This is a genomic window from cf. Phormidesmis sp. LEGE 11477, from assembly GCF_015207105.1.
Taxonomy (GTDB): domain Bacteria; phylum Cyanobacteriota; class Cyanobacteriia; order Phormidesmidales; family Phormidesmidaceae; genus Phormidesmis.
Genome location: NZ_JADEXO010000064.1, coordinates 1 through 21,998 on the forward strand (window position 1 = coordinate 1; position 21,998 = coordinate 21,998).

The following is a 21,998-nucleotide window of genomic DNA, read 5'->3' on the forward strand; positions in this document are numbered from 1 at the left end:
CGCCCATCCCAAGAAGGATAAAACGCAAACTGGCTATCCGGCTGCAGGCAGGCAATGAACGGCGTCTCTTGCTTTAGCGCTGGTGGCGCGGGCAGTTTGAACCACAGCACGTCGAACTGCGCGGGCGATTCATTCAGCGTCAGCCCAGCTAGCTTACGTACCCGAGAATAGCGACCATCCGCGCCAATCACGCCATCAGCCAGGATATCCCGGCTCTGGCCAGTTTTTTTGACCCGTAGGCCAATTACGGTATCTTTGATGCGATCACGCAGAAAATCTACCACCTGCCACCCTGGGCAAAACTCAAAATTCGGCAGCGCCTCCGCCTCTTCTACCATCGCCTCTAGCAGCGCCGTTTGATTGATGATCCGAGTCGATAGGCCATCATGAATCGGCTCTTTCACCCGCATCCGCCGTCGCCCGCCCACATAAAAATCCCACGCATCCAATCGCCGCGAAGGAATTTTAGAGAAAGTCTCTTTTAGACCCATCTGGTACAGCGCCTCTAAGCCAGAAGGCATCAGTCCCTCACCGCGAAAGAGCCGATCAAACTTCGGTTCTTGTTCTACCAAAGTGACCTTCAATCCCTGCTGTGCGAGCAGGAGGGCCGTCGCTACGCCAGCGGGTCCGGCTCCTGCGATCGCAATATGTTTCATAAAAAAGCGGTAGTGCTAGAAGCGGTAGTGATAGCCAAAGATTCGGTAATCGAACTCTAGTCTATGGTAATCAGCGCTTGATTTTTAACAGTTTCGTGGGTATCTGCCATACTGAATACGTACGCGAGAAAACCCACCTAAAGAGTCCCCTCGAAACCGTACTCATCAAGCCACCTCATCAAGCCACCTCGTCAAGCCATGGTCAGCGCACCTACCAGGCCGCCTGTGAAACCGCCGAGAGTAGCAAGCGGTGAAAACCGAGTCGCACTCAGAGGTCTCACCTGGGCTCAGTATCAGCAAATTCTGGATGCCCTACCGCAAACGAGAGCGTCTCGGCTGACGTACTCGCTTGGAACGCTAGAGATCACCATGCCGCTAGAAGACCATGAACAAGCTAGCGAATTCATTGCTGCTTTCATTAAAATCGTGGCGCGAGGTCTGAACTTAAAGTGGAAAACGATGGGCTCAACTACTCTAGATAGAGAAGATCTCAATCGTGGTTCGGAGCCTGATAAAGCTTTCTACATCCAGAAATGGGGCAAAGTAGCTGGACATAGCGTAGATCTCAAACGAGATCCCCCTGCAGATCTAGTTGTAGCAGTCGATATCACTCACACAGATATTGATAAGAACAGGCTCTATGCGGCAATGGGCGTTCCTGAGCTGTGGCGGTTCGACGGTCACTTTTTGCGGATATACGTTCTCGAAAACAACGCCTACCTCGAAGTCGAACAAAGTCCTGTATTTCCAGTCGTTGAAAAGCAAGCCCTGTATAACTTTTTAGATCATGCGAAGCAAGATGAGTCTGAAGCAGAAGATCGGTTGCGCGATTGGATACAGCAGCGCGTTCAAAATTAAACTGGCGAGTGATAGTCTTTACTGGTTCATAGGCTCGTTGTTGCTAGCGCCCCCGGAGCCAGTCGTTTAGAGGGACTACTCTCCTAGTAGAGACTATTCTATGACTGCATCTGTTTCAGCCCCATTGCCAAAAGATATTTTGTCCGAACTGCTTCCTTTTCTCAAGGTGGCAGGTGCCTACGCGCAGCAGATTCAAAAGCGAATTGCCATCCATCCTGATAAGTACGACGGCGATCACGTGTTTGCCAACGCGCTGACGGACGCGGATCTCTCGATTCAGACTTTTATCGAGGTGACGCTGCTCGCCAAGTTTCCTGACGTGCGCTTCTACGGAGAAGAATACGAATCTACTTACAACACCAAGTACTTTAAGGCGATCGATTTAGGGCCGCAGGGCGACTATCTAATCACGCTCGATCCGATTGATGGCACGCGCTATTACATGGACGGTCATCCTAATTATTTGGTGATGATGACGGTGATTAATGCGGATGGTTTTGAGGCGGCGATCGCCCTGAGTCCGGCGCGTGATCGCTACTACTACAGCCTGCGAGATCAAGGCACCTTCGTCGGCAGCATGAGTGACAACCTCGATCAGTGCCAGCCGTTGAGAATCGAAAATCCCAAAGAGAAAATTGTTTTAGGAACGGCGCTCAGCCCAATTGCCGACACCGTTAGAAAGCACTATCCCGTCATCGATCTTAAAACTGAATATTCTTCAAAAGTGCCCGTCCCCCCCATTAACGGTCTGCTGACAGGCGAGGTATCAGGCGTGATTCTAGCGAGCGCTCAGTTTATCGATACCGCCGCGCTCGCTTGGATGGCCAAAGAGATGGGCTACTGCCTCACCACTTATGACGGCAGTCCCCTACCGCCACCTTCGGCCTGCGAGAACTATCGTCAATCAGAAATCATTGTGTCTGCCACCCCCGAAATGCAGCAGACCCTGATTCAGATTATGCAGTCGGTGAAGGCGAGCTAGCGCCGAGTGCCTCGGCTTTGTCTATCAAGGGACAGGATTCTTGTTTGCTCTTTCTTGTCTTTTGATGGGCACTAGCGCTTGCTCAGGCTGTTTGCAAAACGATTGGTTCGGGAATGGGTTCGCCTTCAGCTTGCCAAGCTTCCGTATACATTTCGATAACTTCTTCACCGTTTTGAAGGGCTTCTTCGCGAGTTTTTCCGTAGGTACAAGGCATAAGTACCCGGCCTACAAATTCCGGCACCGTAACCAGAAACAGTTGGTCTTCTTCTGACCAGTGAATAGTCATACTGTACCGATTCATAGTTACCATTCCTTTCTTTTTCTTTCTAGTTCAGCGAGTAGCTTATCCAACTGCCTTTCGAGGTATCGCGGTACATCACTTCCATCTTTACCTGGGATTGTCATTGTCTCCTTCAACATAGGATGCTTCCATCTTTCGTGACTGCCTTTGCCACGCTTTGCTAGCCGGACGAACCCTTCCTTAGCAACCTGCGCTTTTAATTCTCTAATCTTTCTGGGCATGAAGTCATCTGTTTATCGACGGGCTTGAGGCGTAAGGAGCATCCATTTAACTGTGTTTCCCCGCCTCTATTCTTTTACTAACCTTAAAACAGATCTTTATCAGTCACTGCGCCTTTACTACTCGAAGACACTAGCTTGGCATACTTCGCCAACACGCCTCGGCTGTAGCGGGGCTGCGGTGGGCTCCACTGACTTTGGCGCTGGGTCAGTTCCTCGTCAGAGACATTCACCTGTAGCAGCAGCTGATCCGCGTCGATGGTGATCGAGTCGCCTTCTTTGACTAGGCCAATCGTGCCACCCACCGCAGCTTCTGGGGCCACGTGGCCAACGACCATGCCGTAGGTGCCGCCAGAGAAGCGACCATCGGTAATCAGGCCGACCGAATCACCTAGCCCAGCGCCAATGATGGCCGAAGTCGGGGCGAGCATTTCGCGCATGCCGGGGCCGCCTTTTGGCCCTTCGTAGCGAACGACAATCACATCGCCAGCGTTAATTTTGTTATCTAGAATGGCCGCTAGACACTCCTCTTCAGATTCAAAGACGCGGGCCGGACCAGTGATGCTGCGGTTTTTGATGCCAGTGAGTTTAGAGACTGCGCCTTCTGGGGCGAGGTTGCCTTTGAGGATGCCGAGGTGTCCTTGGGCGTACATCGGCTGGTTGAAGGGCCGGATGACATCTTGATCGGCAGGGGGCTGGTCTGGGATGTCGGCTAGGGTTTCGGCAATGGTTTGGCCGCTGATGGTGAGGGCATCGCCGTGCAGGAGTCCTTCATTTAGCAGCATTTTCATCACCTGGGGGATGCCGCCTGCTTGGTGCAAGTTGGTGGCAACGTAGCGGCCCGAAGGCTTGAGGTCACAGAAGACGGGGACTTTGTTGCGAATAGCCTCAAAGTCATCGATGGTCAGATCGACGCCAATGGTATGGGCGATCGCCAGCAAGTGCAGTACAGAGTTGGTCGAACCACCCACCGCCATAATCACCGCGATCGCATTTTCAAATGCCTGTCGCGTCAAAATATCTTTTGGCAAAATTTGCTGACGAACCGCTTCAACTAGCGCGAATGCAGATTTCTCGGTGCTAAGCGCTTTTTCCTCATCTTCTGCCGCCATCGTCGAAGACCCTGGCAGGCTCAGTCCCATGGCTTCAATCGCAGACGACATAGTGTTGGCTGTAAACATGCCACCGCAAGAGCCTACACCAGGGCAGGAGTGGCGCTCTACCGCGTCAAGACGCTCTTTGCCGATTTTGCCAGCGCTGTACTGTCCCACCGCTTCAAAGGCACTGACCACTGTCAAGTCTTCGCCGTCGAGGTGGCCAGGCTTGATCGTGCCGCCGTAGACAAAAATAGAAGGGATATTCATCCGGGCGATCGCAATGATTGCCCCTGGCATATTCTTATCGCAGCCGCCGATGGCCAGCACGGCGTCCATACTTTGGCCAGTGCAGGCGGTTTCGATCGAGTCTGCAATCACCTCGCGAGAAACCAGAGAGTATTTCATCCCTTCGGTGCCCATCGAAATGCCGTCACTAATGGTGATGGTGCCAAACATAGCTGGCATTGCACCCGCTTCTTTGAGCGCTGCTTCCCCACGGATTGCCAGGGTATTGATGCCCATGTTGCAGGGTGTGATCGTACTGTAGCCATTGGCTAAACCGACGATCGGCTTTTTGAAATCATCGTCTTGAAAGCCGACAGCGCGTAACATCGCTCGGTTAGGAGCCCGCTGTACGCCCTGGGTGACTACCTGACTTTTGCGATTATCCGGCATTCGATCTTCTCTCCAGAGGAAACTTGATAGTTGAGTTAAGTTTCCATTCTGGCAGAACAACTGACGCCAAGAGTCAAAGTAAAGCCAAAGTAAATCAAACGAAATTCAATTTTTCTTAACGCTTCTACCAGCCAGCAATAAACGGCAGCGGCGATCGCAGCACCGTAACCACTTGATTTGCCTGGAGCTGAGCGGTGATCGCCTTTTGCCATTCTTCTTTCTTGTCTAGCGAGCTGAGATAGCCCAGTGCCATCAGTCTGCTAGTCAGCGTTGGGGAGGTGGTGTGGGCAGAGATGCGATCGCTAAATACTAGCCAGCTACGGACGCTGTCGGGTAGCGTCTCAACTAGTCGCAGCGGTAGCGCTGGGGTCGAAAAGGATTGAACGTAGGTCGAGCTGAGAAAGGGCTTATAGTCGGCGGCTTCGTCGGTCTGCTGCTTGACAAAGCTGAGGGAAATGCCCTGCAGCAGCAGCCGCAGGTTTGCCGTTTCTTCAACTTTTAGCTCTGCCATGAACGGCAGCTCAGTCAGGGCCGGGTTAACGTTCCCTGGATCGCCGACGCTAAGATGAGTACCACCGATCACCGCCAGCAGATATTTTTCACCAGAGAGCTGGGTAAAGGCGTTGAGCTGCTGGTCTAACGTCGGCGTCACGCTGTCTTTGGTTCCTGTTAGCAGCAGCGTAGGCACCCTTACTTCAGAGAGGCCCGCCTCGCCAAAGAGCTGACCCGTTAGCGTATTCATGGCGATGACTTGCTGAATCCGGCCATCGGTCAAATCGGCCTGCTGCTCTTCTAGATCGACAGCGGCACACTGTAGCCAGTCGGCAGGGGAAACGCCTAACGGCTGAATGTTTTTGCAAAAGCTTTCAAGCGATCGCAAGTCTAATTTCGCACCTGCCAAGGCCAGCCCAGTGTAGCCGCCTAGCGAATGGCCAATCATGGTCACCTCTTGGGTGCGAAATCGTTCGCGGTAGAAGACACTGCGCCGATTGAGCCGTTCTAGCTGGTCGAGCACAAAGCTGATATCTTTGGGCCGATCTAGAAACTCTTGGGCTGGCAAAATCCGGCTAGGACTTTCGGCAATTTCTGGATCGACCGGGAGATTGACCAAGGTGTTTAGATTGCTGCCAGGATGCTCGACAGAGACGACCGTCAACCCGTGCGAGGCGAGGTGCTTGCCAATGTAGTCTAGAAAAAATCGGTCTGCCCCAAAGCCATGAGAAAGCACAACTAGCGGGCCTTTGGTTTTTCCAGTCCAGTACAGCTCTACTGGAATAGTGCGATCGCGGTCTCGATCTTCAAAGCTAACCGCCTGCTGAAAGACCGTCGCACTACCGGGCAATTCGGGCTGAATGTCGCTACGGATAGGCGGTGGGTTATCCACTCGCAGCTCTTGGTCTAGAACACCGCTCAGCGAACGGCTCTCCAAATTAGAAAGATTGAGCTGAGAGACCAGGGCGACGGCTTGAGTCACATCGACTTCTAAGGTCTCTTGCGGAATGGCCCTGAGGATGTCTATCATGTTGAGCCCATCTGCTTGGCTAGCGGCTAGGCGAATAGCGGCCTGAATCTGTGGAATAGTCACGTTGGGGGCGACCTGGTTCAAGGTGTCGAGCAGCAGTTCACCATTGGCCGAGGCTAGAACGTCTTCGATGATGCGATCGCTCATGCGCGGATCGAGATCTAGCTCCTGTCGCAGCGACTGCTGCAAAGCGGGTGATAGAAATCGCTCATACAGCTTGAGCTGTTCAGGCACCTCTCCAGTTTCGGCAAAAGTTTCTAGATCGCTCAGTTCGATCGACTGACGCAGAGGGCCTAAACGGACAATGACTCTTTCTGCGGCTATCCCAGGCGAAGCTGAGAGTGCCAGCAGCCCTAACCCCAAACAGGTCACTCGGACTCGCATCCGTTGAATAAAACTCATAAGCGCGGGAGAGGTAGAAAATGGCCAGTCTCACAACAAGACCTATCAGCAAAACACGCACCTGCTCGGCTCCACCAGCATTAGTGGACAAAGCAGGAGGTGTACTAGAAATATGAACAAAAAAGATTTGATACCAATATCTTACCCACTCACCTCATCGTTAATTTGAGCAGTTGATGACAATTCTCTAGGCGACCTAAAGGCAACCTAAGCAAACCAAGCGCTGCCTTCAATAATCTATGCAGCACATTATCTTTTACTACTGCTGCCTTACCACTGCCTTCGCTAAGTTAACTGACTTATTGCGATGGATTGAAGCCTGTTACCCACGATCTAAGTTAATTTGAAGAAGCGTATGCGTATTATCTCAAGCGTTCGTCCCAAGATTAGGAACACACTCAATGTCCAAACAAGGTAGTGCAGAGCAGCCAGATAAGCGAAAGCAGTTAGATAATTTTGTCACGCCACGCAGCAAGTACCAAGGAAAGTTCACGCCGCAAAATCTAGCTTTTAATGCCAACTTGCAGGAATTTGCCCAGCGAGTGTCTTTGATTTGCGGATTAGAAACAGGTGGCAAAGTTAGCAGCGCCGAAGCTTACAAAGATATTAAAAAGCTGTGGAAAAATCTAAAGGCGTCGAAGAAAAACCTAATTAAAGAAAAAGAGAAGCCAGATGATTGATTCAGCGAAATCGCCAGATGAATAGACTCAAAAATCGAGAGGAGACAAAAAGAAAAGAATAAAGAATAGAGAAAAGACTACTCGTCGAAGAAACTGCTTTATTAAGTAATACCTGAGAAGAACGAGACTGCTCACTGGCTGCCACTAGCTGCAAGGACACTGACTAGCCGTTGCAGCTCTAGTCGCTAAATTCATTATTCATTAAATTACTTATTCGTTAGATAGTCTATGACGATGCGAGCTATCCGCTCAGAAGAATGACCGTCACCAAACGGATTGACTGCTTTGGCCATCTCTGCGTAGGCGCTATCATCGCCTAGCAGCGCTGAGGCAGCGGCGACAACGCGCTCCGGGTCGGTGCCGACCAGTTTGGCAGTACCTGCTGCGATCGCCTCAGGGCGTTCGGTCGTCTCTCTCAAGACCAGTACAGGTTTGCCGAGCCCAGGGGCTTCTTCTTGAAGGCCGCCAGAGTCAGTGAGCAACAGATGCGATCGCTTCATCGCCCCGACTAGCTGGGCGTAGTCTAGCGGCTCCACTAAAAAGGTTCGAGGGTGGCTTTCTAACGCTACTTTGAGCGGCTCTCGTACGGTTGGATTGCGGTGTAGTGGTAGCAGCAAAGCGGTATCTGGAAACTTATCTAGAATCTGTAGAAAGCTTTGGGTGATATTATCTAGGGGCTTGCCCCAGTTCTCGCGGCGGTGAACCGTGGAGAGAATAACCCGATGTTTGGCCCAATCTAGACCCGGAATATCGCAGCTGGGCGACTGATCTGCGACTCGTAAGAGGGCGTCGATGACGGTATTGCCAGTTTGATAAATGCCAGTCGTGACACCGCTAGCTTTGAGATTAGCCACTGAGGTTTGAGTCGGGGCAAAGTGCAAGGTGGCAATCTGAGAAACCAGTCGGCGGTTGGCCTCTTCTGGAAAAGGGTCCAAAATATTGTCGGTACGCAAACCCGCTTCGACATGGCCCACCGGAATTTGCTGATAGAAGGCAGCCAGCGCAGCGGCAAAGGCGGTGGTAGTATCGCCTTGAGAAATCACCATAGCGGGCTTTAGATCGACAAAAAGTTTCTCTAGTCCAGCTAGACTGCGACGGGTAATATCACCTAGCGTCTGCTGCGGCTGCATGATATCGAGGTTGTGGTCGGCTTCTAGGTTAAACAGAGACATCACCTGAGCCACCATCTCGCGGTGCTGTCCGGTGAGAACAATTTTGGTGTCAAATTGCGGCAGCTTTTGAAAGGTCTGGATAACGGGAGCAAGTTTGATCGCTTCAGGGCGAGTGCCTAGTGTGATGCAGATACGCATGGAATCATTCGTGAAAGCAGCTAGAGAGTCAACCATAGCGATCAAACGGCAAAGAATTGAAGAGAAGATGGTTAAACTATTGCAGCATCAAGCCTCAAAATAAGGATAAAGCTCAGTTGTATGCCTCAATGCCCCATCAGCTCGACCTAGCCATTATCCACTCGTTAGACCCTTAAGTAATAATTTTTCGCCCTTATGTCCGACAATATGCCTGGCGATATGCCCAAAGACGGCCCCCAAAAAGACGGAGCCGATTTAGCGAAGCGGGCGATCGCCCTCAACCTGTCCCACTTGCAAACGCTTGATCTTTCGCCTGCCCAAGCGGTGATTGATGTGATCGCTACCGATCAAAATTACCTTCGCAATCCCGAAGCCAGCTTCAGCTTCGAGATCGATTTTCCGCGTGAGCCTAGCGATCCTCGCGAACTCTCCGAAATTCCAGAAGTGCGTCTGTGGTTCATCCGTTTAGATACGCGCTATCCCTGGCTACCCCTTTATCTAGACTGGGAATCGGGCGAGCTTAGTCGCTATACTGCCATGCTAGTCCCCCATCAGTTCAGTCCGATTGACGGCATTCGCTACAACCCCGAAGCCCTGGAAATCTTCGTGATGGCCAAGGTTTTTGCCCTGGATCGATGGCTCAAGCAAAACGATATCGATGGCCGCTCTAGGCTCAAGTTTATGACTCAGATGCTGGGCTACGAGCTTGATGACGAGCTATTTAACTTGCTGTGAGCTGAGGCGTCTGGGGCTGCTGATGGGACTGCTGACGGTTGAGTCACGCAACGAATGCATACGAACCGTGCCATATGAGCCACGTCATGCAAACTGTGCTATACAATCTGGGTCTTGAGGCATTTGGTTTATCTAGCGAGTTGGGGAGCTTAGGGTTCGCATGGAGTTAATAGGTTTGTTAGTAGTCGTGCTAGCTGTGCTCGGCATTGTTGGCTACTTACTCATAGAATGGCAGTACCGTCAGCGCCCCGGCAATGACCTAGAGCTCAGCGCGACTGACTGGCGATTTGAGACCTATGAGCCCGGTCGCTACGCCCTCTCTTTTGACACTGTTTTTACCAACCGCACGCGCACCCTCGAAATCTTTATCCCAGAAGTTGATATCGACTACGAACTGCTCTCTAGCAGCAGCTTAGAAGGAATTAGCGTCAAAACAGAGATCACGCCCGCACACGAAGACTTTCCGGCGCGAGCTGACAACTATTGGTTTGCCTACATTGTCAAAGTCGGCAAAGCGACCCAGGCCAAAATCAAAGTAGACATCACTGGCCCCGATCTGAGCCAGCTCAAATCGCTGTGGGTCAAGGTCAATTATCTAACTTACGGACCCGAAGGCCGCATTCCTAAAACCGGGCACCTGATCGCCCCGCTAAAGTTTCCTAACCCACAAGCGGCAAATAGCTGGCGAGAAACCAGCGTTGCCCACGTTCTGCCTATTCCCACCCATCTACTGACGAACCTCGATAACACGGTAGATATCGTCAAAAAATACGTCGCTCCCTGCGCTCAGCCGGGTGATATCGTCACTATTGGCGAAACGCCTGTCGCGATTATGCAGAATCGGCTGCGGCACCCGACGACTGTTAAACCGGGCTGGCTAGCCAAGCGATTGTGCTATTACTTTATGTCAACATCGAGCCTGGCGACGGCCTGTGGTATGCAGACTTTGATCGATGTGTCTGGGCCGTGGCAGGTTGGCAGCGCCTTTGTTTTGGGTGCGATCGCTAAGATCTTTGGTAGTCCAGGCATGTTCTATCACCTAGCTGGAGAGCAAGCTAGACTCATCGACGATGTCACAGGCACCTTGCCGCCGTTCGATCAATTCATTGTGCTAGGGCCCAATCAGTCTCAGCAGCTTGTAGACAAAATCTTTGAAGAAACCGGACTCAAAGCGGCCATCGTTGATGTCAATGATTTAAAAGCGGTTAAAATATTAGCCAAAAGCGAAAATACCGATGAGCAGCTACTCATCCAAGCGCTGCTCGACAACCCAGCCGGTAATGCCGATGAGCAGACCCCCGTTGTCCTCATTCGCCCCAGAGCCTGATCCAACGCTTCCACTAGGAGACTCATGACTCGCAGAAACTCTCAAAACACAGAGCTCTCTGTCCGCTCCGTGCATCTGCGTGACTTAGACACTTTTGTCAGCGACGGCTCCAAAGAAGTCGCCTTTCACGATACGGACACCCAAGCGGTAGAAGACTACGTTCAGCAGATGCGCCGCTGGTACGGTCCGGTGAAGGCGCTGTCGCTGTTTCCTAGCCCTTTGAAGCACCTGTTTTCTACTTTTGTAGCCGAGGCGAACGGGCGACCCCAGGGGATGATTCAGGTCTCTCCGTTTAACCGGACGCTAAGTACTTGGAAAGTTGACCGAATCTTGGTGAATCTAGCTAAGTCCCAAGCAAAGGCAGTTGAAGACGAGCAGGCGAGCAGTGATCAGGCGGATAATAAGCTGACGGATAGTGAGCGGGTGGATAGTGAGCCTCAGCTCCATCTGTCAATGGATGTCGGTTCGCAGCTGTTACGGCACTGTTTTGAGCATATTCGCGAGGCGCAGTACTGGATTAGCGAAACTGATGTAAACGATCAGTTTGGCCTAGCGCTGTATCGTCAGAACGGTTTTCAGCCCCTGGCTAAGGCCACCTATTGGTCTATTCAGCCAGAACAGTTGGCCAGTCTGTCAGAGCGCGATCCAGATTTGCCTAACTTGCTGCCAGTCAGCAACGCCGATGCTCAGCTGATTTATCAGCTAGAAACCGTCTCTATTCCGCCTCTGGTGCGGCAGGTGTTGGACTATCAGATTCACGATTTTAAGACGACGCTCTCTAGCAAAGTCAAGACCCGGTTCGTCCGCTGGATGCACAAAAAAGAAACGGTCTCTGCCTATGTCTTTGAGCCCCAGCGAAAGACAGCAATCGGCTATTTCGAGCTGAAGCTATGTCGAGATGGCATGACAGCTCACAGCGCCAAGCTCACAGTGCATCCAGCCTACACTTGGCTCTATCCAGAGCTGATGGCACAGATGGCGGGAGTGGTTCAAAAGTTTCCTAACCAGCCGCTGCGGCTTTTGTCTTTAGACTATCAGACCGAGCGAGAGGCGTATTTGCGCCAGATTGGTGCGCTAGAGATCGACCATACGCTGATGATGTCTCGCTCTGTATGGCACAAAGTGCGCGAGGCAAAAGCGGGCGCTCTAGAAGGATTGAAGATGCCAGATGTCCTGCCAGGCTTACAGCCTACTGGCTCGCCTTTGCCAGGACGGTTTTCTTGGCGAGGTGCGAACCTGGGTCCGGCACTTGACGATCCTTCTGGTGATAGGCTGGCCTGGGACCGATTTTCTCTAGAGAAGATCTCGCGACTATCGGCGGATCAGCGGCTAGCGGATGCGGATTCAGAAGGGCCGGACGCTGGCAAAGAAGGATGAGACAGACGGATAAGAAAGCAAAGGCGAGCTAAAGCAGAGTGAGATCTTTGGGTACGGCTTTTGTCGATCAGACTTTGTAGATTCAGAACTATGGTTTCTGCGCTGGGATTGGATTTAGGGGCAAGGCGAATTGGCGTAGCTGGATGCGATCGCACCGGTCTAATTGCAACGGGTCTCACCACTCTCTACAAAACCAGCTTTGAGAGCATTATTAAGCCACTCGAAGCGCTGATTCAAGAGCGATCGGTAGAAGTTTTAGTGGTCGGGCTGCCGTACACTATGGACGGGGAAATTGGCTTTCAGGCCAAGAAAATTCAAAAGTTTGCTCATCGACTATCCAAAGTGCTAGAGCTGCCAGTTGAATTTGTCGATGAAAGATTGACTTCTTTCCAGGCCGAGCAAATGCTGCTAGCCGAGAGGCACTCACTGGCCAACTGTAAAGAACTAATCGACCGCAAAGCCGCCGCCATTATCTTGCAGCAGTGGCTAGACGAAAGACGACTTCGCCTATGAGCTCACAATATGAGCTCCTGATATCAGAGCTCGGTATTAGCCCCCAGCATCAGATAAAAAAACACACAAGTTTGAGTAAGCAAGCCTAGCGAATCAATCGCCGAGTGAATTAGTTAAGCAAATACCGCTGATTACTCAGTCAAGATCCGCTAGCCCAAGACCAGCCAGTCAAAACTAGCCAGTAGAACAGGCAAACTAGGAGAAAAGAACCCGTGGCCATTGATTCCAACATGCTAGACGAACCTACCGAATACCCCGTCGTCAGCCTCAGCGACGAAGATGGCAGGCAGCTAGCTTGCTATGTAGAGAAAAACATTGATGTAGAAGGGGCAGAGTTTCTACTGCTATTGCCAGTCAATTTACCGATTGAAATTTTCGTTTGGGAACCGGATGAAGACGACGACGATGAGGCGGCTGAGATCTTAGTTGATGTGGAAGACGAGGCGATTGATGAGCTGTTTCCTTCGGCGCGGGCGGTGCTAGCTGAGCTCGATCTGATTTTAGAACGTTCCGCCTATACTTTGACGGCAGCAGGCGATTTGCCCGAAGCGGATGAGGATGACTGTTTTTCCCTAGATATTAGCGAAGACGAGACTCATCCAGTGACCGAGGAGTTTCAGATGCTGGCTACTTTCTTTCACAAGGACGCTCAATACACCCTATGTACGCCGCTCGAACCGCTGCTATTCTTTGCACAAAGAGACAGCGATGGCTCAATCGAACTGGTTGATCCAGAGGATTTTCAAAAGATGCGATCGCAGCTAGAAGACAAACTCTTTGATGTTTTGGACTAGACGTTTTGGACTAGACGTTTTAGGTTAGCGAGTGCAAAAGTTGATCTGCCCCTCCCGATACGCCCCTCTTAATCTGCCCCTCTTAACCCTCCTAATATGCCAGGCTTGAAGCGTCTATTTCCGATCGTGTTAGTTGCCCTAGCTGCAGGCGCGGCTAGTCAAAGCTGGGTTTGGTGGAGCTGGGCCAAATCTCCTGTTTTAGAAGCTGAAGGCGAAGCCGCTGAAAACAGCTTCGTACAGGTTCAGATTCCGCCGGGAACCGCCTCTAATCAAATTGGCCAAGACTTAGAAGCGGCGGGTCTAATCAAGTCCACCACCGCCTGGAAGCTGCTGTCTAGGTGGAAATCATTTCGAGGCGGCGATATTGGTGGCTTTCAAGCAGGCAGCTACGTCATTTCCCCGACCCAGAGCCTAGACGATATTGCTAGCACCATCTGGGATGGCGATGTTGTCCAAGTCAGCTTTACCATTCCTGAAGGCTGGCGGCGCTCCCAGATGGCTGAGCGGCTAGAGGCCAGAGGCTTCACGACCGCCGAAGAATTCATGGCCGCGACTAAAGATATTCCCTACGAAAAATATCCTTGGCTGCCAGACGGCATCCCCCACCTTGAGGGCTTTCTCTATCCTGACACCTACCAAATCGGCAGCGACATCATCACTGCCGAAAGCCTGAGAGACGTGATGCTTACTCAGTTTGAAGCAGTCGCACTGCCCATCTACGACTCCGAGCCTAGCGACTACAGCCTCTTAGACTGGGTAACCTTGGCCAGCATTGTTGAAAAAGAGTCCGTCGTCGCCGATGAGCGCGATCAAATTGCCAGCGTCTTTGCTCGTCGCCTAGAAGAAGGGATGACGCTAGGCTCTGATCCAACTGTCGAATATGCGTTCGACATCATCCAAACGCCAGAACAGCCGCTGACCTACGCCCAGGTAGAAACGCCGCATCCCTACAATACTTACATCAATCCTGGGCTGACGCCGACCCCCATCGCCAGCCCAGGCGCAGCTAGCCTAGAAGCTTCGCTCGATCCAGCCCCGACCGATTTTCTTTTCTTCGTCGCTCGCTATGACGGTACCCACGTGTTTAGCCGTAGCTTTGACGAGCATTTGCGCGCGCAAGCCCAGATCCGCGATCAGGTCGATGCCAGTACCGATGCTGACATTGACTAGCCGATCGAATATCTAAATTGGATACGAAGCTCTTTAAAGGCCAACTACAGAAGCTAATCACAGAAGCCAACTACTAAAAAAACTGCTATGAGCTGGATCGAACTTTTGCAACCAGACTTGGTTCTAGAAAAATCTGTGCTAGGTATCACTCCTGAACTTCTCCAGCGCAATGGCCTAAAAGGGCTGGTTCTAGACGTGGATGAAACCATTGTGCCAGTTGGAAGAGCGCTGATAGAGGCCAACGTGCTTACCTGGGCCAAAAGCATTCAGGAAACGGTGCCGCTCTCGCTAGTGAGCAACAACACTGGCCAAGATCGTATTCGTCAGATTGCTGAGAGCCTGCAAGTGCCCTTTGTCGCTAGTGCAGGCAAGCCTTCTCGCCGCAAGCTACGCACGGCGGCAACAGCCATGAATCTGCCGCTAGAGCAGATTGCGATGGTGGGCGATCGCCTATTCACAGATGTCCTGGCGGGCAATCGCCTGGGCCTATTCACCATCCTAGTCGCGCCCATGCTGGAGCCTAATTCAAAAGATCCGAAAAATATCTTACGCAACGCCGAATTTTGGATCTCCCGGCAGCTAGGCGTCACGCTCAAAGCGATTCCTTAACGTCACGCTGGTTGTGCGCCTTGGCAGAGGTTGGTTTAATACCGCTTCTGCATCGATTTCTTTCCAAAGCCTAATCATGTCACAGCGCAACGAAGGTACGACTAAAACTGACTCTGCCAAAACAATTGTCGTCAAGATCGGCACTTCTAGCCTGACCCGTAGCGAGACAGGCCATCTGGCGCTAGCAACTATCGGTAGATTAGTAGAAACGCTGTGCCAGCTTCAGCGGCTAGGCCACCAGATAATTCTGGTTTCTTCCGGCGCAGTTGGGGTGGGCTGCGTTCGGTTGGGGATGATGCAAAGGCCGAAGACGATGGCGCTAAAGCAGGCGGTGGCCGCTGTGGGGCAGGGGCGATTGATGCGAGTGTACGACGATTTTTTTACCTCGCTCAGTCAGCCGATTGCTCAGGTATTGCTCACTCGCAGCGATTTGTCTTTGCGATCGCGCTACGTAAACAGCTACCGCACCTTTCGTCAGCTCATGCAGATGGGCATCATCCCGATCGTCAATGAAAACGACACCGTGGCCGTCGACGAACTCAAGTTTGGTGACAACGATACCCTCTCAGCTTTGGTGGCGAGTTTAGTCGGCGCTGACTACTTGTTTTTGCTTACCGATGTCGATCAGCTTTACTCAGCCGATCCGCGTCAAGATCCAACCGCTCAGCCAATTAGCCGCGTACAGCATATCGATCGGCTAGAGGCTAATATTGGCGCTGCGGGCAGCAGTTGGGGCACAGGCGGCATGTCGACCAAAATAGAGGCGGCAAAGATCGCGATCGCTGCTGGCACCCATACTGTAATCACTCAAGGCCAGACCCCCGAAAACCTGCTCAAAATCTTGCAAGGGGAAGCCATTGGTACATTTTTTGGAGCGCAGCCCGGTAAAGCAACTGCTAGAAAGCGGTGGATTTATGGCAGTACTATTCCGGCTGGACGCCTTTATCTAGATGGCGGCGCGATCAGAGCGATTCAGACTGCGGGCAAATCGCTGCTGCCAGCGGGCATTACTGAAGTAGAAGGCGAGTTTGCGGTGCAAGATGCAGTAGTTGTCTGCGATGCATCCGGCCAGGAGATCGCCAGAGGACTGGTGAATTATAGTGATGAAGATCTTAGAAAGATCTGCGGTCACCAGTCTACAGATATTGCCAGCCTGCTAGGTTACAAAGGGGCTGAAACTGTAATTCACCGAGACAATTTGGTGTTGAGTACTTCGTAGTCTTTTGCCAACAAGTTTTGCCAATAAGCCTTGCCGATATCTAAAGCGATCACCGGGCTGTATACTTCTTTTTCCTTTCTGGCTTCGCATCTATAACTTCTCCAACTTCCAAAAACTTCTATGGATACTCCCTCCATCTCTGATACTGCTGACTCTGGCACTGCCAACCGTTCCAAGCCAACTGTTTTAGTGACAGGGGGTGCTGGCTACATTGGCTCTCACGCTGTTTTAGCGCTGGAAAAAGCCGGCTACCAGACGGTCATTCTAGACAGCCTGGAATATGGCCATAAGGAACTGGCTGAGCGTCATCTACAGGCCAAGCTGATTGTAGGAAATACGGCAGATAGAGCGCTGCTAGATAATATTTTTAGCACCTACAATGTGGCGGCTGTGATGCACTTTGCCGCCTACATTGCCGTTGGCGAGTCGGTAAGCGAGCCCGCAAAATACTATCGAAATAATGTGCATGGCACGCTAAACCTATTAGAGGCGATGGTGGCAGCGAATGTGAAACGCCTGGTATTTTCTTCTACCTGTGCTATCTACGGCCCGCCTAAGACGGTGCCTATCCCGGAGGATCACCCGCAAAATCCAATCAGCCCCTATGCCACTAGCAAGCTGATGGTAGAAAAGATGTTACTTGATTTTTGCTCTGCCTACGGGCTGCAGTCGGTTTGCTTTCGATATTTCAACGCAGCGGGAGCCGATCCACAGGGCCGACTAGGCGAAGACCACAATCCTGAAACGCATCTGATTCCGCTAGTTTTGTTTGCAGCCCTAGGAAAGCGAAAGTCTATCTCTATTTTTGGCAGCGATTATGATACCCGAGATGGTACCTGCATTCGTGACTATATCCATGTTTCCGATCTCGCCGATGCTCATGTGAAGGGAGTGGAGTATCTATTGGCAGGCGGCGAAACGTCTTTCTTCAACCTGGGCAATGGCAATGGCTATACGGTAAAAGAAGTGATTGAAACTGCTCGGCAGGTGACAGGTAAAGAGATTCTAGCGGTGCCGTGCGATCGCCGTCCGGGCGATCCGCCGAGTTTGGTCGGCACTAGCGATCGCGCTAAACAAGTCCTCGGCTGGCAACCTCAGTATCCCGATCTCGAAAACATCATTGCCCACGCCTGGCAATGGCATCAAAAACGCCACGGCAGTTGATCAACCACCGTGGCATCATTCAAAAGCTGTAGCTCAGAAGCACTCACACAGTATCAGGCCCATACAGTATCAGCGCCTACGAGCGTTGCTTACGAAGCTGCACCTACTCCGACTGGGCAAGACACATTAGTACCGCCTAGACCGCAGTAGCCACCTGGATTTTTTGCCAGATACTGCTGATGATAGTCTTCTGCGTAATAAAACTCAGGCGCTGGCAGAATTTCTGTGGTGATTTCGCCGTAGCCAGACTTCTTCAAAGCTTCTTGGTACATCTCCTTTGATTTTTTAGCCGCTTCTAGCTGCGCGTCAGAATAGGTATAGATGCCAGAGCGATACTGTGTGCCGCGATCGTTGCCCTGCTGCATTCCCTGGGTAGGGTTATGGCTCTCCCAAAACAGCTTTAGCAAAGCGTCATAGCTAATCACCTTCGGATCAAAGACAACCAGCACAACTTCGTTGTGGCCAGTCATCCCAGAGCAGACTTCCCGGTACGTCGGATTAGGCGTAGTACCCGCCGCATAGCCAACCGCAGTACTGTATACACCCTCTGCCTGCCAAAACTTCCTTTCCGCACCCCAAAAGCAGCCCAGCCCAAACATAGCGGTTTCCATTCCCTCAGGAAACGATCCCTGAATCGGATTGCCGTTTACGTAGTGCTTATTGACTACAGACATCGCCTTCTCGCGGCCAGGAAGCGCCTCTTTCTCGCTCGGCATCACATCCTTCTTACCAAGACCCATTCCAAAAAATGCCATATTGCTATATTCCTAGTATCTGAGCAGTTGAGCAGAGAGTCATTCTCTACATAGGTATCCTTATTTTAGAAGGTTGCTTAGGTTTGCGCTCAGAGTTGGCATCCGAACATCAGTGGCCGTAGAAACCGACAGAATATTAAGCTATGTAGGGCCGATAGTGATTTGGCTATCTTGAGCAAGGAAGATATAGAGTCTGTCTTTTATCTTCTTCCTCCTACCCATGGATCGCTTCAGAGTCGAGGTCATTTCAAAAACGCCTAATCCGCAGCAGACTATCTACGCTGCCATGCACCAAGATTACGCCGAAGCATTCGTCTGGGATCAGCGCCACGACTGGCCGTCAGAAGAGAAGGCTGGAGAGCTAGTAATCCGCAATTTGCTCAAAGGAGGACGCGGTCATTTTGGCCCTTTAGAACATCCTCAAATCGTGCTGAACTGCGGCTTTTTCCCTCACTCGACTATGCAACAGATTCGCACTCATCGGGTCGGACTGAGTTTTGATGTTCAATCTTTTAGATATACAGGCGCTCGTATTATCGACGTGGCCAGTGGCAAGGCAGATGTAGAAGACGTCTTCTATCTGCGGCCAGTCGGCTCCTATACCGATCGCCAAGGCAAGAAATATGACTACACAGAAGCGCTTCGCCAAGAAGATTTAGACTGGTGCATAGCAGGGGCTCGGCGCTATCAGACACGAATCGGTCAGGGTTTTTCAGAGGAGCATGCTCGGGGATTAATTCCTTTTGATGTCAGACAGCATTGGGTGGTTTCAGCCAATGCCCGCTCTTTGATGCACCTGTTGGATCTGCGTTGGAAGGCTGACGCTCAGCTAGAAGCACAGAAGCTATGCGAAGCAATTTGGCCAGAGTTTCAAGCTTGGGTGCCCGCGATCGCCCAATGGTACGAAGACAACCGTCTCAAAAAAGCTCGCCTCTCCCCTTAGTCCAGCTTTTAGACTACCTTTACTTAGGGCGGCAGCGGCATAGAGAATCTCAATGTCAGCAATCATCTATTAATCGATAAGCTAAGACGTCGAAGTTTCCAAATAACTTATATTTTTCATAAGTTTATCTAATTAGTCTTTCTAGCTAGTCCGCTAGCTAACATAGCGAATCGTTTGCTGCTTCATAGCTGCTATTAAAGAACATCTATAGCGAGCATAGCTAAGGGGGCGTCTAATCTATCTACGCCCCTCCAGCCGAAGAGTACAGGCGCTAAAGACAGCACGTAATGCTGCTACCTCTGCTATTTCCCTGTCTGTCAGTGTTTTAACTGATAGGGGAATCACTGATAGATGAGTGTGATTTTTATTTGAGAAAGATTAATTCTCAGTATGCACTTTTAAGTAGTCCGTGTTACCACTGTAAGAATGCAGCTATAGGAGTCTAGGAACTTTACCATCTGCTTTTCGTTAGAACTCTGGTGGTTAATTTCTGTCCTAAAGGCTACAATCTACTGGGCTTACATGATGGCAGTTAAACTTTTTTTGATTAGTGGGTAGCCTCTTGTCAGCCTAGAAAAGCTCATTTGTCTGAGCTTTGTTTAAAGCTGTTCAAGGCAACCGCGACCAACTGTCTACTTGGCTTATGTATACTTAGCTCAATTTAGTTATTTGAGTTCAGTATTTTCCTAGAGATGCTGCTAGATATCAGCGTTAGCTGCCAAGTGCTGTCAGGTTTTCTGTGTTTTTAAGGAGGCGCGTATTTCAAGGCGGTAGACTACGCAGTTTGGCAGGCTTTGCATACTGTATAGACACTGGCTGATTGGTCTTGTCTTATTGGCTGCAAAAGCGTTAGTTCAGCTTCTTAAGCTAGCTAGGTGACTAGTTCTTTTGGTATCGGTCGCTATAAGAAAGTATCAAAGGTCGACCCAGATAGACAGCAGATAGACATCGAACATGCTGACTCTGCCAAACAGCGAAGATGCGGTCAGATGGCCTATGAACAAACACTCTATGTATAGACTCTGTGCGATAGAACTTGTACAACAGAGGTCTGTACATGAGAGTGAGCAGAAAGGAGTGAACAGAGAAGGTTGAACAGTGTTTTAGCCTAAGTAGTTAGTTGCTTTTAGGCAGGTCACGATCACCTCAACATCACGACACAAAATCCAAATTATTCACACGTTACTCACTCACACATTACTCATTAAGAAGGAGCACAAGGAACGCGGCATGACCCAGGCTAACCCAACACTTGAAACTTTAGAGCCCGCCACCGGGGCCGAAGCGACTAGTCAGTCAGCAGCATCAGTGACCATCGACTTGACCGGGAGAAGTGAAGCCGCTAGTTCAGCAGCTAAGCGAGGAGCCGCTAAAAAGACGAAAGAGAATGGTACAGGGGCAAATGGCACTGCTACCACTGCTACCAAGGCTAAAGCGACTCGGGGCGCAGCTAAGGGCAAAGCCCGTCGTCGGACTGCTCAAACCAAGAAAAAGCACTACACCGAAGATTCTATCCGTCTGTATCTACAAGAGATTGGTCGGATTAGACTCTTGCGAGCTGAAGAAGAGATTGAACTGGCCCGCAAGATCGCTGACTTGCTAGAGCTAGAGCGCATCAGAGATGAGATTGACGATCAGCTAGACGATGAGCCTACGGATGCAGACTGGGCGAACGCTGTAGATATGCCGCTACCGGCTTTCCGTCGCCGCTTGCACCAGGGCCGCAGGGCAAAAGACAAGATGGTTCAGTCAAACCTACGTCTAGTCGTGTCAATTGCTAAAAAATACATGAACCGAGGTCTCTCTTTTCAAGACCTGATTCAAGAGGGCAGCTTAGGGCTGATTCGCGCTGCTGAAAAGTTCGATCATGAGAAAGGCTATAAGTTCTCTACTTATGCAACTTGGTGGATTCGTCAGGCAATTACGCGGGCGATCGCAGATCAATCTCGTACTATCCGTCTTCCTGTTCACCTATACGAAACCATCTCTCGGATCAAGAAAACCACTAAGCTCCTTTCTCAAGAGTTAGGCCGTAAGCCGACTGAAGAAGAAATTGCAACTCGTATGGAAATGACCATCGAGAAGCTGCGCTTTATCGCTAAGTCAGCACAGCTACCTATCTCTTTGGAAACGCCTATCGGTAAAGAAGAAGATTCTCGCCTAGGCGACTTCATTGAATCCGATGGTGAAACGCCTGAAGATGAGGTGTCAAAGAGTTTGCTACGTGAGGATCTAGAAAGCGTACTGAGCACGCTAAGTCCGCGTGAGCGTGATGTCCTGCGTCTGCGCTACGGTCTAGACGATGGTCGGATGAAAACGCTTGAAGAGATTGGCCAGATTTTCAACGTGACTCGCGAGCGCATTCGTCAGATTGAGGCCAAGGCGCTCCGTAAGCTCCGCCATCCCAATCGTAACAGCGTTCTCAAAGAGTACATTCGCTAGTACTAGTTCATCACCAGAGCTGAAAGACTTCCGACAAAAGGCTTGAATAAACGTCTCAAGCTCACGAAAGTAAGGGTAGTGTCGACTAAGGTTGAAGCTACCCTTTTTATTGTTCTTTTATTGTTCCAAAATTGGCTTAGTCTGACTTAGTTTGAACCCTCGCTTTGGTCATGCTGCTTTAACTGGCCGTTAATTTCACTGTCATATAAAGGGTATGCTTTGCCATGACTTGTCAGCCGTTAGCCTTAT

Annotated in this window: 22 protein-coding genes; 15 read left to right on the top strand and 7 right to left on the bottom strand. The window is 50.9% G+C overall.

All coding sequences use genetic code 11. The annotated features are described in order from the left end of the window. The coding region (locus tag IQ256_RS17350) for an FAD-dependent monooxygenase (protein ID WP_193856814.1) at window positions 1–656 on the bottom strand (656 nt) is incomplete at its 3' end. Between the two features lie 198 nt (window positions 657–854). Here IQ256_RS17350 and IQ256_RS17355 point away from each other — a divergent pair. Further along, window positions 855–1,514: a Uma2 family endonuclease gene (locus IQ256_RS17355; protein WP_193856815.1), complete on the top strand. Its 660-nt coding sequence runs from the start codon at window positions 855–857 to the stop codon at window positions 1,512–1,514. Window positions 1,515–1,614: 100 nt separating this feature from the next. Further along, the gene (locus tag IQ256_RS17360; RefSeq protein ID WP_193856816.1) at window positions 1,615–2,496 is read left to right on the top strand and encodes an inositol monophosphatase family protein; all 882 of its coding nucleotides are present in this window, start codon (window positions 1,615–1,617) and stop codon (window positions 2,494–2,496) included. Between the two features lie 82 nt (window positions 2,497–2,578). On the opposite strand, the gene IQ256_RS17365 is transcribed toward IQ256_RS17360, so the two are convergent. The 4 genes from IQ256_RS17365 to IQ256_RS17380 form a co-directional block, all read right to left on the bottom strand. Next, the gene (locus tag IQ256_RS17365; RefSeq protein ID WP_193856817.1) at window positions 2,579–2,797 is read right to left on the bottom strand and encodes a type II toxin-antitoxin system HicB family antitoxin; all 219 of its coding nucleotides are present in this window, start codon (window positions 2,795–2,797) and stop codon (window positions 2,579–2,581) included. Window positions 2,798–2,799: 2 nt separating this feature from the next. Beyond that, window positions 2,800–3,018, bottom strand: coding sequence for a type II toxin-antitoxin system HicA family toxin (locus IQ256_RS17370; protein ID WP_193856818.1), 219 nt, complete (start codon window positions 3,016–3,018; stop codon window positions 2,800–2,802). An 83-nt stretch (window positions 3,019–3,101) separates the two neighbouring features. Then, window positions 3,102–4,787, bottom strand: coding sequence for a dihydroxy-acid dehydratase (gene ilvD, locus IQ256_RS17375; protein WP_193856819.1), 1,686 nt, complete (start codon window positions 4,785–4,787; stop codon window positions 3,102–3,104). Window positions 4,788–4,911: 124 nt separating this feature from the next. Further along, entirely contained in the window at window positions 4,912–6,711 is a 1,800-nt protein-coding gene (locus tag IQ256_RS17380; protein ID WP_228024992.1) for an alpha/beta hydrolase, read from the bottom strand. Window positions 6,712–7,112: 401 nt separating this feature from the next. Between IQ256_RS17380 and IQ256_RS17385 the strand changes: the two genes are divergently transcribed. Beyond that, window positions 7,113–7,391 carry a hypothetical protein gene (locus tag IQ256_RS17385; RefSeq protein ID WP_193856820.1) on the top strand — a complete coding sequence of 93 codons (279 nt, stop codon included), beginning with the start codon at window positions 7,113–7,115 and terminating at the stop codon, window positions 7,389–7,391. A gap of 206 nt (window positions 7,392–7,597) precedes the next feature. Here IQ256_RS17385 and wecB read toward each other — a convergent pair whose 3' ends face one another. Further along, complete coding sequence (wecB, locus tag IQ256_RS17390) at window positions 7,598–8,701, bottom strand: non-hydrolyzing UDP-N-acetylglucosamine 2-epimerase (RefSeq protein ID WP_228024993.1); 1,104 nt, start codon at window positions 8,699–8,701, stop codon at window positions 7,598–7,600. A 195-nt stretch (window positions 8,702–8,896) separates the two neighbouring features. Here wecB and IQ256_RS17395 point away from each other — a divergent pair, with 195 nt between their 5' ends. From IQ256_RS17395 to galE, 9 genes are all read left to right on the top strand, one after another. Beyond that, a complete protein-coding gene (locus IQ256_RS17395) occupies window positions 8,897–9,436 on the top strand; it encodes a CRR6 family NdhI maturation factor (protein WP_228024994.1) in 540 nt (179 codons plus the stop codon). A 160-nt stretch (window positions 9,437–9,596) separates the two neighbouring features. Next, window positions 9,597–10,763, top strand: coding sequence for a F420-0:Gamma-glutamyl ligase (locus IQ256_RS17400; protein WP_193856822.1), 1,167 nt, complete (start codon window positions 9,597–9,599; stop codon window positions 10,761–10,763). 24 nt (window positions 10,764–10,787) lie between these two features. Then, window positions 10,788–12,140 (top strand): GNAT family N-acetyltransferase, encoded by a 1,353-nt coding sequence (locus IQ256_RS17405; protein WP_193856823.1) that lies wholly within the window; start codon window positions 10,788–10,790, stop codon window positions 12,138–12,140. 90 nt (window positions 12,141–12,230) lie between these two features. Continuing rightward, window positions 12,231–12,653, top strand: coding sequence for a Holliday junction resolvase RuvX (gene ruvX, locus IQ256_RS17410; RefSeq protein ID WP_193856824.1), 423 nt, complete (start codon window positions 12,231–12,233; stop codon window positions 12,651–12,653). A gap of 212 nt (window positions 12,654–12,865) precedes the next feature. Continuing rightward, complete coding sequence (locus IQ256_RS17415) at window positions 12,866–13,447, top strand: DUF3727 domain-containing protein (RefSeq protein WP_370623476.1); 582 nt, start codon at window positions 12,866–12,868, stop codon at window positions 13,445–13,447. A gap of 96 nt (window positions 13,448–13,543) precedes the next feature. Beyond that, entirely contained in the window at window positions 13,544–14,617 is a 1,074-nt protein-coding gene (gene mltG, locus IQ256_RS17420; protein ID WP_193856825.1) for an endolytic transglycosylase MltG, read from the top strand. Between the two features lie 87 nt (window positions 14,618–14,704). Continuing rightward, window positions 14,705–15,226, top strand: coding sequence for a YqeG family HAD IIIA-type phosphatase (locus tag IQ256_RS17425; protein WP_193856826.1), 522 nt, complete (start codon window positions 14,705–14,707; stop codon window positions 15,224–15,226). Window positions 15,227–15,302: 76 nt separating this feature from the next. Then, a complete protein-coding gene (proB, locus tag IQ256_RS17430) occupies window positions 15,303–16,445 on the top strand; it encodes a glutamate 5-kinase (RefSeq protein WP_193856827.1) in 1,143 nt (380 codons plus the stop codon). Window positions 16,446–16,565: 120 nt separating this feature from the next. Next, the gene (gene galE / locus IQ256_RS17435) at window positions 16,566–17,609 is read left to right on the top strand and encodes a UDP-glucose 4-epimerase GalE (protein WP_193856828.1); all 1,044 of its coding nucleotides are present in this window, start codon (window positions 16,566–16,568) and stop codon (window positions 17,607–17,609) included. Between the two features lie 89 nt (window positions 17,610–17,698). Here the strand turns inward: galE and msrA are convergent, their stop codons facing one another. Further along, window positions 17,699–18,364 carry a peptide-methionine (S)-S-oxide reductase MsrA gene (gene msrA, locus IQ256_RS17440; RefSeq protein WP_193856829.1) on the bottom strand — a complete coding sequence of 222 codons (666 nt, stop codon included), beginning with the start codon at window positions 18,362–18,364 and terminating at the stop codon, window positions 17,699–17,701. Window positions 18,365–18,584: 220 nt separating this feature from the next. Between msrA and thyX the strand changes: the two genes are divergently transcribed. The 3 genes from thyX to rpoD all read left to right on the top strand — a co-directional run bounded on the left by thyX (window position 18,585) and on the right by rpoD (window position 21,749). Further along, the gene (gene thyX / locus IQ256_RS17445) at window positions 18,585–19,307 is read left to right on the top strand and encodes an FAD-dependent thymidylate synthase (protein ID WP_193856830.1); all 723 of its coding nucleotides are present in this window, start codon (window positions 18,585–18,587) and stop codon (window positions 19,305–19,307) included. An 875-nt stretch (window positions 19,308–20,182) separates the two neighbouring features. After that, complete coding sequence (locus IQ256_RS17450; protein WP_193856831.1) at window positions 20,183–20,326, top strand: hypothetical protein; 144 nt, start codon at window positions 20,183–20,185, stop codon at window positions 20,324–20,326. 211 nt (window positions 20,327–20,537) lie between these two features. Beyond that, window positions 20,538–21,749 carry an RNA polymerase sigma factor RpoD gene (gene rpoD, locus IQ256_RS17455; RefSeq protein ID WP_228024995.1) on the top strand — a complete coding sequence of 404 codons (1,212 nt, stop codon included), beginning with the start codon at window positions 20,538–20,540 and terminating at the stop codon, window positions 21,747–21,749. The last annotated feature ends 249 nt before the right edge of the window (window positions 21,750–21,998 follow it).